This is a genomic window from Streptomyces camelliae (genome assembly GCF_027625935.1).
GTDB classification, from domain to species: domain Bacteria; phylum Actinomycetota; class Actinomycetes; order Streptomycetales; family Streptomycetaceae; genus Streptomyces; species Streptomyces camelliae.
Map to the genome: position 1 here is coordinate 4,453,329 of NZ_CP115300.1, position 15,868 is coordinate 4,469,196.

Annotated in this window: 12 protein-coding genes; 5 read left to right on the top strand and 7 right to left on the bottom strand. The window is 73.0% G+C overall.

The features are described 5' to 3' along the window. Positions 1 to 213: 213 nt before the first annotated feature. On the top strand, positions 214 to 465 hold the full coding sequence (locus tag O1G22_RS20305) for a hypothetical protein (protein ID WP_270082639.1): 252 nt from the start codon (positions 214 to 216) through the stop codon (positions 463 to 465). Here O1G22_RS20305 and O1G22_RS20310 read toward each other — a convergent pair. Together O1G22_RS20310 and O1G22_RS20315 are read right to left on the bottom strand one after the other, a co-directional pair. Continuing rightward, a complete protein-coding gene (locus tag O1G22_RS20310) occupies positions 444 to 5,303 on the bottom strand; it encodes a DNA repair ATPase (protein WP_270082640.1) in 4,860 nt (1,619 codons plus the stop codon). The two genes, O1G22_RS20305 and O1G22_RS20310, sit on opposite strands and share 22 nt — an antisense overlap. Positions 5,304 to 5,496: 193 nt before the next feature. Further along, on the bottom strand, positions 5,497 to 7,857 hold the full coding sequence (locus tag O1G22_RS20315) for a flotillin family protein (protein ID WP_270082641.1): 2,361 nt from the start codon (positions 7,855 to 7,857) through the stop codon (positions 5,497 to 5,499). Positions 7,858 to 8,124: 267 nt separating this feature from the next. Between O1G22_RS20315 and O1G22_RS20320 the strand changes: the two genes are divergently transcribed. Continuing rightward, the gene (locus O1G22_RS20320; protein WP_270082642.1) at positions 8,125 to 9,228 is read left to right on the top strand and encodes a PucR family transcriptional regulator; all 1,104 of its coding nucleotides are present in this window, start codon (positions 8,125 to 8,127) and stop codon (positions 9,226 to 9,228) included. 28 nt (positions 9,229 to 9,256) lie between these two features. On the opposite strand, the gene O1G22_RS20325 is transcribed toward O1G22_RS20320, so the two are convergent. Continuing rightward, the gene (locus O1G22_RS20325; RefSeq protein ID WP_270082643.1) at positions 9,257 to 10,732 is read right to left on the bottom strand and encodes an alginate lyase family protein; all 1,476 of its coding nucleotides are present in this window, start codon (positions 10,730 to 10,732) and stop codon (positions 9,257 to 9,259) included. Between the two features lie 164 nt (positions 10,733 to 10,896). On the opposite strand from O1G22_RS20325, the gene O1G22_RS20330 reads away from it, so the two are divergent. Together O1G22_RS20330 and O1G22_RS20335 are read left to right on the top strand one after the other, a co-directional pair. Beyond that, complete coding sequence (locus tag O1G22_RS20330) at positions 10,897 to 11,379, top strand: hypothetical protein (protein ID WP_270082644.1); 483 nt, start codon at positions 10,897 to 10,899, stop codon at positions 11,377 to 11,379. Beyond that, positions 11,376 to 11,738 (top strand): winged helix-turn-helix domain-containing protein, encoded by a 363-nt coding sequence (locus O1G22_RS20335; RefSeq protein ID WP_270082645.1) that lies wholly within the window; start codon positions 11,376 to 11,378, stop codon positions 11,736 to 11,738. The genes O1G22_RS20330 and O1G22_RS20335 overlap by 4 nt, the downstream gene beginning before the upstream one ends. A 6-nt stretch (positions 11,739 to 11,744) precedes the next feature. Here the strand turns inward: O1G22_RS20335 and O1G22_RS20340 are convergent, their stop codons facing one another. From O1G22_RS20340 to O1G22_RS20350, 3 genes are all read right to left on the bottom strand, one after another. Next, positions 11,745 to 12,692, bottom strand: coding sequence for an MIP/aquaporin family protein (locus O1G22_RS20340; protein WP_270082646.1), 948 nt, complete (start codon positions 12,690 to 12,692; stop codon positions 11,745 to 11,747). A gap of 87 nt (positions 12,693 to 12,779) precedes the next feature. Beyond that, positions 12,780 to 13,460, bottom strand: coding sequence for an SDR family NAD(P)-dependent oxidoreductase (locus O1G22_RS20345; protein WP_270082647.1), 681 nt, complete (start codon positions 13,458 to 13,460; stop codon positions 12,780 to 12,782). 70 nt (positions 13,461 to 13,530) lie between these two features. Continuing rightward, positions 13,531 to 14,238: a B3/B4 domain-containing protein gene (locus tag O1G22_RS20350; protein ID WP_270082648.1), complete on the bottom strand. Its 708-nt coding sequence runs from the start codon at positions 14,236 to 14,238 to the stop codon at positions 13,531 to 13,533. A 133-nt stretch (positions 14,239 to 14,371) separates the two neighbouring features. On the opposite strand from O1G22_RS20350, the gene O1G22_RS20355 reads away from it, so the two are divergent. After that, complete coding sequence (locus O1G22_RS20355) at positions 14,372 to 14,950, top strand: helix-turn-helix domain-containing protein (protein WP_270082649.1); 579 nt, start codon at positions 14,372 to 14,374, stop codon at positions 14,948 to 14,950. 46 nt (positions 14,951 to 14,996) lie between these two features. Here the strand turns inward: O1G22_RS20355 and O1G22_RS20360 are convergent, their stop codons facing one another. Further along, positions 14,997 to 15,695, bottom strand: coding sequence for a DUF6445 family protein (locus O1G22_RS20360; RefSeq protein ID WP_270082650.1), 699 nt, complete (start codon positions 15,693 to 15,695; stop codon positions 14,997 to 14,999). Positions 15,696 to 15,868: the final 173 nt, after the last annotated feature.

A 15,868-nucleotide genomic window follows, 5' to 3' on the forward strand; every position in this document is an offset into this window, starting at 1 on the left:
ACAACTCACCCCAGACGAATAGCCGTCCTTACCACCTTCCTGCGATGGGCCCTGGACGTGCTGGCACCCGGCCCCGGTCCGCCCCTACCTCCTCGCGGTCGAGCGGGAGCAGGAGCGGGCACGGCAGTACCGGCGCCGTGTCGCTCTGGTCCTGGCCGCCGACTTCGGGATCGACCTCGACCGGCACGTCGTCGGCGCGGAGGCGGTGGCCTGATGGACGCGACCCCTGAGCGCCCCGAGGCGGAGCCGACGCCGCGGCGGCCGGTGCGGATGTGCGTCCGCTGCAACGGCACCACCGACCAGCCGGTCGCCGTCTCCGAGGTGCACGCCGACACCGGGCCCGGCTTCAACGTGTACGCGTGCCCGGACTGTGCGACGCACTACCCGCCCCAGCCGGACGTGCTCATCCTGCTGCCCGGCTCCCGCCGTGCAGAGGTGAGCGATCAACGCCCAACCCCTCCGTAGGGGAATCCGCCGTCCCGCACCCGGTTGATCGCCGACTCCACCGCCGCCACCCGGTCCGCCAGCAGCCCCAAGGCGGCCACCGCACGCGTCACCGGGTCGTCCTCGGGCCCGCCGAGCGTGCGGGCGCGGACGTGGGCCGTCTTCACCTCGGCCCAGCGGGCGGCCTGACCGGCGTCCAGGGTGCCGCGCAGCTCGGCCAGTTTCAGCAGGTTGGCCTCGGCGCCCGTGGTGAGGGTCTGGGCCTCGGCGGTGTAGTGGTCGTGGACGACGGCCTCGCGTTCGGCGGTGTTCATGACCGGGCGCAGGCGTTGGGCGATCTTGTTCATGTCGCGGTAGGAGCCCTGGAGCCGGAACGGGGGTTCCGTGCGGGCGGCCTCCGACTGGGCGGCGGAGGCGATGTAGGCCGCGTTGACCTTCAGCACCGTCTCGCGGACCGCCACCACATGCCCCAACACGGCCAGCACACGGTCCCGTTCGGCCCTCGGCATCGGCTGGGTCAGTCGGTCGGCGCGGGCTGTGGGGTCGGCGGTGGCCAGCCGGACCAGTAGGTCCAGGTCGGCGCGGTCGCGGGCGGCGAGCGGGGCGAGGACCGGGTTGGCGGTGAGGGCGTTCTCGACGAAGCTGAGCGCGAAGACGTCCTCCTTGCCGGTGAGGACGTCGCCGAGGTTCCACACGTCGGCCCGGTTGGCGAGCATGTCGGGGATGCGGAACCGCTCGCCGGACTCGGTGTAGGGGTTGCCGGCCATGCACACCGCGAACCGCTTGCCGCGCAGGTCGTAGGTGCGCGGCTCGCCCTCCCACACGCCGTCCACCCGGCGGGTCGCGTCGCACAGCGGGATGAACTTCTGCAGCAGCTCGGGCGAGGTGTGCTGGATGTCGTCCAGGTACAGGAGCGTGTTGTTGCCGGCCGCCAGCGCGAAGTTGATCTTCTCGATCTCGTGCCGGGCGGTGGCGTTCGGGGCGTCGGCCGGGTCCAGCGAGGTGACGGTGTGGCCCAGCGCCGGGCCGCTGACCTTGACCAGCATCAGGCCGAGCCGGTCGGCGACGTACTCCATGAGGGTCGTCTTGCCGTAGCCGGGCGGGGAGATGAGGAGGAGCAGGCCGCCGGTGTCGGTGCGCTTGGACGCGCCGGTGGTGCCGAGCTGGCGGGCCAGGCTGTCGCCGAGCAGGGGGAGGTACACCTCGTCCACCAGCCGGTTGCGGACGAACGCCGACATCACCCGGGGGCGGTGGTCGTCCAGGCGGAGCCGGTCGCGTTCGGCCGCCACCAGGGTCGTACGGCGGTGCTGGTAGGCGCGGAAGGCGGGGACCTCCTCGGCCGCGAAACGGGCGGTGCGGGACAGGAACTCGTCCAGGCGGAGGGGCAGTTGACCGCGGTCGATGCGAGGGTGGGTGCCGAGCAGGCCCTCCGCCGTCGCCGTGAGCCGGGCGTCACCGTCGTAACGGGGGAGCCCGGGGCACAGCTCGGCCGCGACCGCCTCCGCCAGCTCCCCCGGCCCTGCCTCGGTGCCGGTGGCGCTGACGTACGCGCCGAGCCAGGCCGCGACCACCTGCCGGCGCGCGCCGAGATCGGCGAGGTCCGCCAGCTCGTCGCCGTAACTCCCGCCTGCGTGGCGGAACTTCTCCAGCAGGGCGCGGGCGGTTGCGCCGAGGACGAAGCCCTCGGGGCCGGACGTCAGCTCCTCGAAGAGGTACGCGGCGGCCGGACCGCCCTCCAGAGACGGATCCCAGTCCTCGACGGCGGCGGCCAGCTCCCGCTCCAGCTCGCCGACCGCCGGTACGGCACCGAAGGCGTCCCGGGCGCGGGCCAGCAACACCGCCCGCCGGGTCCAGGCGGCACGGGCCTCCTCCGTGGTGCCGTGCACCCAGAACAGCTGGGCGGCGGCACGGGCGGCGGGCTCGTGGCGCAGGGTCCCGGCGCCCTCGTACAGCGGCAGCAGGGCCGTCAGGACGAGGGTCGCGTCATGGTCGTGGACCCCGCGCTCGTATCCCTCGTCGTACGACTCCTGCGCCGCCCGGCGGACCAGGCCGGGCAGGTCGTCGGCGGCGGCGAGGGCGGCCGGGCCGTGCTCGGCGAGCAGGCGGGCGGCCAGGTGCTCGGCGCGGTAGACGTCGGGGGACTCGGAGGGCAGATGGCGCTCCCAGTAGGGGCGGTACGCGGCGAAGTCCGGGTCGGTGACCGGGGCGCGGTAGTCCGTGCCGGTCACCGCGAAGGCGAGGGCGTCGCCGTGCGGCACGAGGGTGAGGTCGAGCGGCTGGGTGTTCACGGCGAAGCGGTGGCCGCCGAGCAGCAGGGTGCGGCCGTCGTCGGCGTACAGGTCCGTGCGGTCGCGCAGGGCGCGGACCGCCTCCTGCCGGGCGGTCTTCAGGCGCCCGTCCAGCTCCTCGGCGCGCACGCTGTCACCGAGGGCGCGCAGGTCGTCGGCGGTGCGGCGGACCTTGGCGACCAGCGGGTCGGAGGCGAAGTACGTGGTCACCGCGTCCGTGTCGGCCAGGGTGGCCGCCCGGCGGCCGATCGTCTCCAGCATGCGCCCCGCCGAGACGGCGAGCTGCTCGGCGCGGCGGGCGCGGGCGTCGGCGAGGGACTGCTTGCGGGCGGCGAAGGCCTCGTAGATCTCGGTGCGCCGGCTGTCGAGTTCGGCGAGGAAGTCGTCGAACTCGGCAAAGCGTCCGTCCAGATCCTCCAACCGGCCGAGTACAGAGGTGAGTTGGTCGTCGCATTCCTCCGGGGTGCCGGAGGCGGCGAGCGCGGCGGTGACGGCCTGGGCGAGCAGGGCGGTCTCGGCGGCGAACTCGGCCCGCCCTTCGTGGTCCTGAAGGGTGCGGCGACGGGCGTCGAGGGTGGCGCGGGCCCGGTTGACCCCGCCCAGCACATCGGCGATCCGTTCCAGCACGGCCGTACGGACGGTGGCGTCGGCGATGTCGAGTCCGGTGACCACCTCGGTGACCGTGCGCAAGCCCTCGGCGAGGTCGTCGAGGCGGGCGGCGACGGGCGCGGCACCGGCGACGGTCTCGATGGCCGCCGCGTCCGCGACCAGCCGCTCGACCTCCTCCCGCTGCCCGGTGAAGGCGTCCTCGCGGGCCAGGAACGTCACCGCGCGCCGCCCGAACGCGGCGAGGTCGCCCTCGGCGGCGTTCGCCAGCTCCTCCAGCCGGCCGGCATCGACGTACCGCAGCTCCCGCAGGGTGAGCAGATGCCCGTGCGCGTGCCGGAGTTCGGTGAGCCCCCGCACCCAGGCGGCGGCCTCGCGCGGCGCCTCGCCGCGCAGCCGCCGTACGACGGCGGCGATCCGCTCGGCCGCCTCCTCCAGCGCCTCGGCGGCCTGCCGGGTCAGCTCCCGCACGGTCTCGAACTCGCCCAGCACCTGCTCGGCGGTGACCCGTACCTCCTCCAACGGGTCGGCCAGATCGCCGAGTTCGGGGTCGGCGAGCCAGTGGTGGGTGTCGGCGGCCCGTACGCACGCGGCGGCCAGCGTGCGATAGCCCTCACCGGTCTCGATGCCGTCGGCGACGAGCCCGGCGACGGACAGACAGTCGGCGAGCCCGCGCACGAGATCGGCGTTGCCGACCCTGGCCAGGGCGCCGGTGCCGGTGCGCAGGGCGGCCGCGTGGGTGTCGGAGACGTACGGCGAGGTCCACCACTGGAGCGGGTGGGTGTGCGCCGGCTCGTCGCCGCCGGCCCGCAGCACGGCCAGCGCGCCGTCCTCGAACAGCGCCCAGCCCCGGCACTGCAGCGGGGCCGCGACCTCCTTGCGCAGGGTGTTGTACGGCATCAGCAACGTGCGGCCCTCGGCGCGGGAGCGGAACGCGTACAGCACGTCCTCACCGTTCGGCGCGCGCACCTCCCGCTCGAACTCCAGGCCGCTGATGTCGAGTTCGTACGTCTTGTGCCCGCCACCGGCCAGGCAGTAGCCGCCGGGGAAGACGATGCCCTGCTCCTCGGGCAGCCGCCGGCAGGCCTGGCCGATCCCGTCGAGCCGGACGACGCTCCGGGTCAGCGTGTCGAAGACCAGATACCGGTCGGCGTCCTCCTTGTACGGCCGGATCCGCAGCAGCACCAGCGGGCCGGCCTGGGCATGCGCGACGGCGGCGTCGGCGAGGGACTGGAGGGGCTCCAGCACGGGCTCGGTGTGCAGTGCCTCGCCGTCCGTGGTGCGTACGGTGAGGGAGCCGCCGATGGTGGTGACCCCGAGCCCGCCGGGTACGGCCACGTAGGGGTCGCGGCCGAGGACGTGGTCCTCGCGGGTGGTCTCGGTCCAGGTGACGTCCTGGCCGGGCGGGAAGACGTCGTCGCGGTCGCCGCGCGCGTCCAGGAACGCCACGCGGCCGTCGTCGCCGACGCTCCAGCGCAGGGCGCGCACGTCGTCGGCCTTCTCGCCGGTGCGGAACACCGCCAGCAGCCGGCCGTCGACCCGGCGCAGCCGCAGCAGCCGGGCCTGCCGGTAGTAGCGGTGCAGCGCGGTGAACTCCCGCACGAACGCCGGGTCGTCGAGGAGTCCGGGTACGGCGGTCTCGGGCAGCGGGGTGCCGTCCCGGTCGTAGAGCGTGAGTACGTCGGCGACGGCGACGTCGGTTCCGTCGGTGGTGTTGCCGGTCCCGCCGGTCCCGCCGAAGAGGAGGGTGTCGCCGACGGCCACGATGTCGCAGGGCACGCACGGGTGGCCGGTGCCGAGCCGGGCGGTGGCTGACAGCTCGACCCGGGCCGACCCGAACTCCTCGGCCCGCCGTCCGTTGAGCGCCTCGGCCCTGCGGGCCAGCTCAGCCGCGTGTCCGGCCAGCCGGTCGCGCAGCACCTCGTAGGTGCCGGCATCGACCTGCGGTGCCTCAGCGGTGGCCATGGGGTGTGCCTTTCTTTGTGGGACCGGGGGAGCCGTTGAGCTGGGGGTCGTATGCCGGGTGCGGGTGGGTGGGTGGCTGGTCGCGCCCACGCGGCGGAGCCGCATAGAGGACACAGCCCCGCGCCCCTGGGGAGTTGCCGTGCCGTCGACCTGCGAGGCGCCGCCGCTGAGGCGGCGCCCACCCCCGCCGGCCTCAGTTCAGCGCGCTCCCGTTCAGCGCGGTCAGCGGGGTGTCCTGCAGGCCCAGTTCGCTTGCCCGGTCGAGGAGCTGCTGGAGCTGTCCCGCCTCGGGACCGCCGCCCTTGATCTGCTTCATCAGCAGGGCCGACACCGTCAGGTTCCGCACATCCGCCGAGCCCAGCGAGCCGAGGACGCGGCTCAGGTCCTCCGTGAAGCTGCCCGAGCCGTCCAGCCAGGGCTTCGCCAGGGCCTGGGCGGTGCGGGAGTTGTCGACGAAGCCGTCCACGCCCTTGCCGAGCGAGATGGAGGACACCAGCCGGTCGAAGAAGACGGACTCCCCGCCGACGATGTCGATGTCGGCGTTCTCCAGGCCGGTCGCCAGCACCGTCGCCTGGGCCTCGGCGACGTGCCGCTGCGTCTCCAGCCCGAACAGCCGGATCTCCTTCTCCGCCTGGAGCCGGAGCCGGTACTCCTCGTGCCCGCGCGAGGCGTCGTCCAGAGCGGCCATGGCGGCGGCCTTCTCGGTGAGACCCGCGGCCTCGGCCTTCAGCTTCTCGCCGATCGCGACGGCCTCCGCGAGCGCCCTCGCCTTGGCACCCTCCGCCTCGGCGAGGCTCTGCGCCCGCGCGCCTTCCGCCTCAGCCTTCAGCCGCGCCTCGACAGCCTCCGCCGCCGCCCGCGCACCCTCGGCCTCCGCAAGCCCCTTCGCCCGAGCGCCCTCCGCCTCGGCCTTCAGCCGCGCCTCGACAGCCTCCGCCGCCGCCCGCGCACCCTCGGCCTCCGCAAGCCCCTTCGCCCGCGCACCTTCCGCCTCGGCCTTCAGCCGCGCCTCGACAGCCTCCGCCGCCGCCCGCGCACCTTCCGCCTCCGCAAGCCCCTTCGCCCGCGCGCCCTCCGCCTCGGCGAGGGCCTTGGCCTGGGTGCCCTCGGCCTCAGCCTTCAGCCGGGCCTCCGTGGCCTCCGCCTCCGCGCGGCCGGCCTTGACGGTGACCTCGGCCTCCTTGTCGCGGACCTGGACGGCGGCCAGACCTTCGGCGGCGGCCTCGGCCTGGACGCCCTCGGCGAGCCGCAGCTTGGCGCGGGCGTCGAGGTCGGCGGTCTTCAACCGGGCTTCGGCGAGGGTGAGTTCCTCGGCCGCGCGGTGTGTCGCCGCCTGCTCCGCCGCCTCCGCCGCCTTGATGTCCTTGACCAGCTTCTCCTGCGCCTCGGCCTCGGCGGCGATGACGAGCGCCTGCCGCTCGCGCTCGGCCTCCTCGACCACGCGCAGCTTCTTGATGGACTCCTCCTGCTCGGCGACCGTACGGTCCACCGCGACCCGCTCCCGGATGACCTCGGCGATGTCCCGCTTCTCCGCCTCGACCTCCTTCTCGGCGGCGATCCTCGTCAGCTGGGTCTCCCGCTCCCGCGCGATGACTTCGAGCAGCCGGTCCTTCTCGACGCGCTCGCTCTCGACGGCGATGACCCGCTCCCGGTTCTTCGCGGCGACGGCGATCTCCCGGGCCTGGTTCTCCCGCTGGACGCCCAGCTGCTCCTCGGTCCGCAGGAAGGCGCCCTGCGCACGCAGCCGCTCCTCCTCCACCACGCGGGCGGTCTCGGCCTCCTCGCGGGCACGGGAGGTCTCGATCTCCCGCTTCTGCTTGATCTCGGCGTCCGCCTGCCGCCGCTCCAGCTCCAGGATGGCCTCGCGGGCGTCGACGTTCTGCCGGGTGATCTCCTTCTGCTCCGTGCGCTGCGCCTCGTTGGTGCGCACGTGCTCGATCGCCGTCAGTTCGGTGATCTTGCGGATGCCCTGCGCGTCGAGGACGTTGGCCGGGTCGAGCTGGGTGAGCGGGGTCTGCTCCAGGTAGTCGATCGCGGCGTCCTCAAGGTGGTAGCCGTTGAGGTCGATGCCGATCAACTCGATGATGTGGTACCGGAGTTCCTCGCGCTTGGTGTAGAGGTCGGTGAAGTCCATCTGCTTGCCGACGGTCTTCAGCGCCTCGGAGAACTTCGCGTGGAACAGCTCCTGCAGCGTGTCCTGGTGGCTGGCGCGCTCGGTGCCGACGGTCTGGGCGACCTTGATGACGTCCGGGACGGTCTTGTTGACCTTCACGAAGAACAGGATCCGGATGTCGGCGCGGATGTTGTCCCGGCAGATCAGACCGTCCCGCCCCGAGCGGCTGATCTCGATGGTCTTCACCGAGATGTCCATGACCTCGGCCTTGTGCAGGATCGGCAGCACGACCTGGCCGGTGAAGGACACGTCCACCTGGCGCGTCTTCGACACGATCAGGGCCTGGCTCTGGTCCACCTTGCGGTACAGCCGGGAGAACGCGAGCACCGCGAGCACCACGACGACGAGACAGACGGCGACGAGCACGCCGAGGGCTTCCATGGCAACGTCCTTGCGTCAGACGATGAGTTACGGAGCCCCCCGAGGCCGCGGTGCCGGACCCCCCGTTGTGGTGCCCGGCACCGCGGCCCTCCGTAGTGCTCCCCGTGGGACATGGTGCGAGACGAGCACACGCCCGCGCATTGCCGGTTTCCGGCAACGTTGACTAGGGTCTTGATGCCGGACAGACGCTAAGAAAACGTCACCGGAGCGTCAAGATCGCAAAGCGGCGAGGCGCGGGGGAACGGGGACACGGGGGGTCGGGACAGCGTGCCGGAACGTCGGGGGACACAGCACGGAACACCGCACGAGGGTTCGGGGTCGTACGAGCACTACCTGGACGGCCTGCCCCGGGCGCTGGCCGACGTCGCGGCCACCGGGCGGCGGCTGACCCGGGAGGAGCTGAAGACCCGCCGCACCCTGGGCGAACAGGCCGCCGAGGACGGACACGGGCTGCGCGCCCTGGTCGTCGCCCACCTCGCCGCCGCCCGCGCCGCCTGGCCGGCCGGACCCGGCTCGACGGAGAGCACGCTGGCCGCGCTGGCCGCCGTGGAGCAGGCGGTCGACGCGTTCGCCGAGGGCTACGAGCGCGCCCAGCGGCTCACCGTACGCCGGGAGGAGGCGGCCCGCCGGGAGTTCATCGACGACCTGCTGTACGGCCGCAGCGACCTGGGCCGGCTCGCCGAGCGCGCCGAACGCTTCGGCCTGCACCTGTCCCGGGCGCACGCGGTGGCCGTGGCGGAAGGCCCGAGCGCCTACGTCGAGGGCGGCCCGACCGCCCGCCGGGTGGCCGCGGCGGTGCTGGCCCGCTACGACTCCCGCAACATCCTCCTCACCACCAAGAACGGCCGCCTCCTGTGCATCGCCCCCGGCGACGAGGACGAGATCCTCATCCACTTCGCCCAGCAGGCGTACGCGGCGACGGACGGCGGCCGCGTCGCCATCGGCCGCCCGCAACCGGGCCCGGGCGGGGTCGTCCAGTCCTACGAGGAGGCCCTGGCCGCCCTGGAGATGGCCGAGCGCCTGAACCTCTCGGGCCCGGTGCTGCGCGCCGCCGACCTCCTGATCTACCCGGTCCTGACCCGCGACCGCCAGGCGATGGCCGACCTGGTCTCTCACACCCTGGGCCCCCTGACGGCGGCGCGCGGCGGCGCCGGCCCCCTGCTGGAGACCCTGACGGCCTACTTCGACGCGGGCTGCGTGGCCGCCGAGGCGGCCCGCCGCCTCAACCTGAGCGTGCGCGCCCTCACCTACCGTCTGGAACGCATCCACCACCTCACCACCGCCGACCCGGCCGACCCGGCCCACCGCTACATGCTCCAGACGGCGGTCATCGGAGCCCGCCTGCTGGACTGGCCGAACCGGCCGTTGTGAGCAGGCACCGGAGCCGTAGGGGTGCTGCCTACCGGGCTCCGCGCCTGATCCGGTCCCGTCGGCGCAGGAAGAGCAGGCCGCCGGCCACGGCGCTGACGCCGGCCGCGGCGGTCCAGCCGATGACGTCGGAGGAACCGGTGTCGGCGAGGTCGTGGCCCGAGCGGGCCGGGGTGGGGGAGGCCGCCGTTCCCTGCGGCCGGGCGCCGGAACCGGACGCCGCTGTCGAGGCGGCCGGGCTCGGCGGGGCGCTCGGGTCGGCCGCCTTGTCCCGTGTGTACGCCAGGGTGCCGAAGCCCAGCTGGTCGTAGCCGCCGCTGTTGGGGCCGTAGTCTCCGCCGCCGCCCTCGGGGGAGGTCCTGGCGGCGATGCGGGTGAGGTGGGTGGCGGTCAGGCCGCGGCGCTTGGTGTAGTGGTTGGCGATCATGGCCCAGATCGGCCGTTGCATGGCGGGGTCGGCGGTGGCCACCCGGGAGGCGGTCTCCGAGCCGGACCAGACGCCGGGGGCGCCCTTCGCCCGGGTGTTGGGGGTGTACTCCACGGTGCCGCCCAGGCTCCACTTGGCCACGTACTGGGCGCCCTTGAGGAAGCGGTTGTCGTCGTAGCCGTAGAGGTCGATGCCCTGGTTCCACGCCATTTCGCAGACGGTGCCCATGAGGCCGACGCCGAGCAGGGCGTGCCCCTGGTCGCGGCCGGCCTCGACCCACTCCGCGAGGCCGTCGCCGTACACGACGGGGATGGCGTGCTGGACGGAGCCCATGCCGACGCCGTGCTTGAAGTAGTCGACGGCGTGCTCGACCTTGGCCCGGTCGTCGCAGAAGATGCCGGTGGCGAGGACGCAGGCCATGGCCGTCAGGTCCCAGTTGGGCCAGTAGTTGGTGTCGACGGCGCCGTTGTGGTGGGTGAGAAAGTCCTCGCTGAGCGGGGAGAAGACGTCTCGGAGCAGTTTCCGGGCGGCGGGCAGGTCGAAGCCGGGGTGGTCGCGGACGAGTTCGGCGGCGTTGGCGAACTGGTAGCCGTACAACCCGGCGGCGAGGAATCTGTCGGCGCTGCCGGCGAGGCTGGTGAGGGTGTGGGACCAGGCGTTGAGGATGGCGACGGCGGTGTCGGCGTGCGCGCTGTCGCCGCCGACGTGCCAGCGCAGGGCGTTCTGGTAGGCGGCGTGGATGTCGTTGTAGAGGATCTGGTAGTTCTGCGGGCTGCCCGCGCCCCGGTACACGGTGGCCTGCGGGTTGGCCTTCCAGCCGCTCTGCGCGTGCCGGTTGGCGGTCAGCCTGGCGTATCCGGCGGTCCAGGGCGAGGCGCCCGCCTTCACCTTGGCCGCCATACGGTCCAGGTCGGTACGGGTGTGGAGGAGCCCGGGGTGGGCGAAGCCGCCCGCGGCGGCCGCGGGGGTGGTGGTGAGAGCGGTCGCCCCGAGGGCGGTCGTGCCGATGACGGTCGCCGCGGATGCGGTTCCCGCGGCTTTGAGGAGGGCGCGGCGGCTGGGCCGGGTGGTCGCGTGCATGGTGCGGAGACGCGGGTGAGGGGGCGTGGATAACAGAAATCCGCCGTCATGCCACTGGGAAAGTACTTGCATTCATGGAAAGTAATGTCCATCCTGACAGGGAAGACGCCGTACGAACCCGGGGCGGTCCGACCAACCACCCCGTCCTCAGCGGAGGTTGACGTATGAACAGCACGGGGGAACCGATGGACGAGCCGATGGATGCCGGGCGGGCGCGGGACGCGCTCGGTGCGGTGTGTGCCGCGCGGGCCGCGGCGCGGGAGGCCGGGGGGCGGGAGCGGCCCCGGGGGTACGTCATCGGCCAGGGACTGACCTTCGCGGCAGGCTTCACCGCGCTCGGGCTGGCCAACCTGTTGCCGCAGTACGGGGCATGGCTGACGCTCGCCGGGCTGGCCTGCGTGGTCGGCTTCTTCGCACTGATCTGGGCCGGCGCCCACCACGGCGGCGTGACCCGCTGGTTCAGCCGGGACGGCGGGCCCCGGCGATCGGCCTGGGAGCTCTGGGTGGCACCCCTCGCCGCGATCGCCGTCGGCGCGCTGGCCGCCGTCCCGTACGGCACGACGGGCTGGCTCATCGGCTTCGGCGTGGCCACCGGCGCGGAACACGTGCTGCGCGGACTCCGGCAGCACCAGGGCGGCACCGCATGACCGGGCCCGGGTCCCGGGGCGACACGCCTCCCGCCCTCGACCGCGAGCTGCACCACCCCACGCGACTGGCCCTCGCCGCCTATCTCTCGGCGTGCGGCGAGGCGGAGTTCGCCGTACTGCGGGACTACTGCCAGGTGTCCGACTCCACGCTGAGCAAGACCCTCTCCGCGCTGGAGAAGACCGGCTATGTCAGCGTCCGCAAGGGCTACCTGGGCAAGCGTCCGCGCACCTGGGCCTCGCTCACCTTCACCGGCCGCCGGGCACTGAACCGGCACCTTGCGGCGCTGGAGGAGATCGCGGCCACCGCCAGACGGGCGGCCGGCGGCTGCGCCAAGGACCCGTCGGACAGCGGGAGTTGAACAGAGTTATGTGCGGTTCACCGTCCGTACCGGTGTCGACTCCCCCGGCTCCGGCGGCTCCATGGTCTCCGCCCGCAGCAGCAGGATGTCACCGACGAACAGGTCGTACACGACGATCCCGACCACACCGCCGATCAGCGGACCGACGATCGGGATCCACCAGTAGGAGCTGAACGAGCCGGACACGCTGCCCGGGAAGGCCAGGCTCTTCCAGCCCTCGATCCAGGTCAGCAGGCGGGGCCCGAAGTCGCGGGCCGGGTTGATGGCGTACCCAGCGTTCGCGCCGTAGGACATGCCGATCGCGGCGACGACGAAGCCCACGACGAGGGGGGCGAGGTTGGACTTGACGGCCTGGTTGCGTACGTCGAGGACGGCGGCGATCAGCATGAGCAGGAACGCCGTACCGACGATCTGGTCGATCAGCGGCCCCCAGACGCCGCCGTGGAAGTACGCGGCGGGGAAGGTCGCGAAGATGGAGAAGGTGGCGTTCGTGCGGCCGTTCACCTTCGGGCCGGCTGCCGCCCGGTCGTAGGCGTGGATGGCGTCGTGGTAGACGAGGTAGACCAGCGCCGCCCCGGCGAAGGCGCCGAGGACCTGGGAGAACCAGTACGGCACGACCTTCGCCCAGGCGAAGCCGCGGCGCACGGCCATGGCGAGGGTGACCGCCGGGTTCAGATGAGCGCCGCTGACCCCGCCGCCCACGTAGACGCCGAAGGTGACGGCCAGCGCCCAGCCCCACGTGATCAGCAGCCAGTCCCCGGCCGCGAGGAAGATCGTGGTGGGCGTGGCGGCGCGGCCGGAACCGGGCAGCGCGGCGACCGCCATCGCGACCACACCGCAGCCGAAGGAGATGAGCACGAAGGTCCCGAGGAACTCGGCGAGGCACTCACCGAGCAGCCCACGCCGGCCGCGCAACCGGGACGGCTTGATGATCGCGGGGATTTCCACAGCCATTCCAGGCCCCCTTGGGAAGAGAGCAATTCCGGCCAACGTCACCATATTGGACTAGAAGCCCCCACCCCGCAGGTTGCCGGTGCCCTGTCAGCGGCTGTCCAGGTCGTCGGCGAAGTGCCGGAACCCGTGCCGCTCCCGGTGCATGCCCCACAGCACCCCGGCCAGCACCTCCGGATCCTTGCGGGCGTGCCCGGGGGTGATGGCGCCCGGAATCACCAGCTGCGCCACGTGGATCCCCTCCCCGGCGAGGCGTTCGTGCAGCAGACGGCCGTACGCGCTCTCGGCCGCGAAGGCGATCGAGGTGCCGGCCCGCTCGGGGTGGGGCACGGCGGCGGTCCCGCCGTTGACGAAGAGGATCGTGCCGCGCCCGAGCCGCCGCATCCCCGGCAGCACGGCCTGTACGGCGGCGACGGCCCCGTACACGGAGAACTCGACGGGCCCGATCAGATCCCGGTGCCGGGTCTCCAGCACGGGCCGCATGAAGTCCCGGTGCGGCACCGGGCTGTACTGCAGCACCTCGACGGTCCCCAGCTCCCGGCCCGCCCGCTCCAGCGCCCCGGTCAGCTCCTCCGGCCGGCGCACGTCGGCGACGAACCCGCCGGCCCGCACCCCGCTCTCCGCCAGCTCCTCCACCAGCCGGTCGAGCCGCTCCCGGTCCCGCGCGACGAGCCCGACGGCGAACCCCTCCCGCCCGAACCGCCGGGCGACGGCGACCCCCAGCCCAGGCCCGGCACCCACGATGACGACGCTGCTGCTCATGCCGGCCATCCGTACCGCACATCGCGCCGCCCCACACGCCCGGCCGGCCCCCGGTGCGCACGGGGCGTGGGACCGGGAGTCAGACGGTCGCTTCCGGCTGGGCCGGGCTCAGGTAGTGCAGGGTGGTGCGGGCCGCGTGCGGGGCGAGCAGGCTCTGGAGTTCGTCGGCCGCCGTCTTCAGCAGGTCGCCGTCACGGTCGGCACACAGGGTCTCCAGGACGAAGGTGACGTGGGCGGAGTCGTCGGTGACGCGGGTGCGGTGGGCGTCGCGGTGGTTCCAGTGGCGGGTCAGGACGCCGGCCGTGTCGGCGTAGATGATCTCGCCGGGCTTGGGCGTCTCGACGGTGCCGGGCTCGCCGAGCGGGGTGAAGGACTCGGTGCCGTCCGCGTGCCGGATGTCGACGTCGCCCTTCACCTGGTCCAGGTCGAAGGCGCCGGCGGGCAGGGCATGGCGGACGGACACGGCGTTGTAGGAGTCGACGGCCGGGCTGATGCGCGGCAGGCTCCCCTTCTTGGCGAGCCGGCGGCCGAGCGCGTCGACGCTGGGGCGGATCCGGCGCGGGTTGGTGCCGAAGGAACGGTAGGCGGTGTGCCAGGCCTCGATGCGGGGGTCGCTCTCGTCGGCGGGCGCCCAGCTGCCCTCGGCGAGGCGCTGCTCCAGCTCGGCCACCGCGTCTGCGGTGTGCGGCCAGGGCTCGTGACCGCGCACGCCGGTGGCGGTGACCAGGGCGATCAGGGTGTCGGGGAAGGCGTCCGCGACGGCGGAGGCGAGGCGGAAGGCGGGCATCGCGGGGCCTTTCGTGCCATACCATTCAAGGGGCATACCAACAGAGCGACCACACCGTACAACAGAACGACCATCCGGTGCCAATCGAACGACCGAGCGGTACAGTGCAATGATCAGGAAGGATGGTGATCAGGTGGCCGAGACAGCCGCGGCCCTGCGGACGGTGGCGCACAACGTCCGGTCGGCCCGGGTCCGCGCGGGCCTGTCCCTGGAGGAGCTCGGCCGGCGCGCCCAGGTCAGCAAGGGTGCCCTCGTGGCGCTGGAGAAGGCGCAGGGCAACCCCAACCTGGCCACCCTGGTCCGGCTGGCCGACACGCTCGGCATCTCCGTGTCCGCCCTGATGCAGGGGCCGCACGAAGACCGGGTCCGCGTCGTGGCCGCCGACTCCGTGGACCCGCTGTGGACCGGTGAGCTGGGCAGCGAAGCCCGGCTGATGCTCACGACCTCCGGCCCGGCCCCGGTCGAGGTCTGGCGCTGGCGGCTGGAACCGGGCGAGGAGTACCCGAGCCATCCCCACCAGGCCGGCGTCGTGGAGACGCTCAGCGTCACCGCCGGCCGCATGACCCTGGTGGTCGACGGCACCGAACACCCCCTGGAAGCCGGCCAGACCGCCACCTTCGACGCCGACACCCCGCACACCTACCGCGGCACCGGCACCGAGACCTGCCACCTGATCATGACGGTCCAGCTGCCACCCGGCCCGGCGGCCTGACGGGCACAGCGCCCGTACGGCGCTCACGCCATGGCCCGTACGGCGCTCACGCCATCCAGAAGAAGACCGCCGTCATGCGCTTCTCCTCCAGGGTGCTGCCGAAGTAACCCGTCGCGCTGTGCACGAGGTTGGCGTTGTAGAGGAGCAGGCGGTTGTACTTGTGCGGGACGCGGACGTCCTCCTCGAAGTGGTCGCCCGGGACGAAGCGCGTGCCCAGGGCCTCGACGAGGTTGTTGTGCGGGGCCTGGACGATGTTGCCGCCGAGCCGGCCGCCGGGCAGGGACTGGCGGTAGAAGGCGGTGCCGCAGTCCTTGGGCACACCGGGGTTGAGATAGAGCACGGCCGCGTACCGGCACAGCGCGCGGGAGTCCGTGTGCGGGCGGGGCTCGCTCTCGCCCTCGCCGACCACCTGGACGCAGTTGTGGTTCAGGGTCCCACCGCCGGGCGCCTGCTGCACCCACAGCTCCTTCGCCCCGGTCGCCCGCTTCACCAGCCGCTCGATCACGGCGAGTTCACCCGGCTCCAGTCCGGGCATGGCCCGCAGCCCCGGCCAGGTCTCGGACGTGTACGGATACCCCTGCACCCAGTCGTCCTTCGCCAGGCACCGCTCCCGTACGGCGTCGACGTCGGGCAGGGCGTCGTCGAAGACCCAGTAGTCGCGGCCCTTGGTGGGCTTGCGGTAGGGCAGGACGGGCAGTGCGGCGGGCATCCTGGGGGACGGCTGTGGGGGCAGTTGTGGGGGCATGCGGCGAATCTATGGCAGCGTTTCCCCTCCCCTCTCCCAGCAAAAGGTCAACGTCTCCCGGGAGTTGGTCAACTCTTCTTTACCTGTTGCGCAGAGACGAACGGCTTCCGCATCCGTACTGCTGTGTGTACGAACCGCCCCGCGCCGTCGGTGGGCGGCTCCCCGACCGGGCA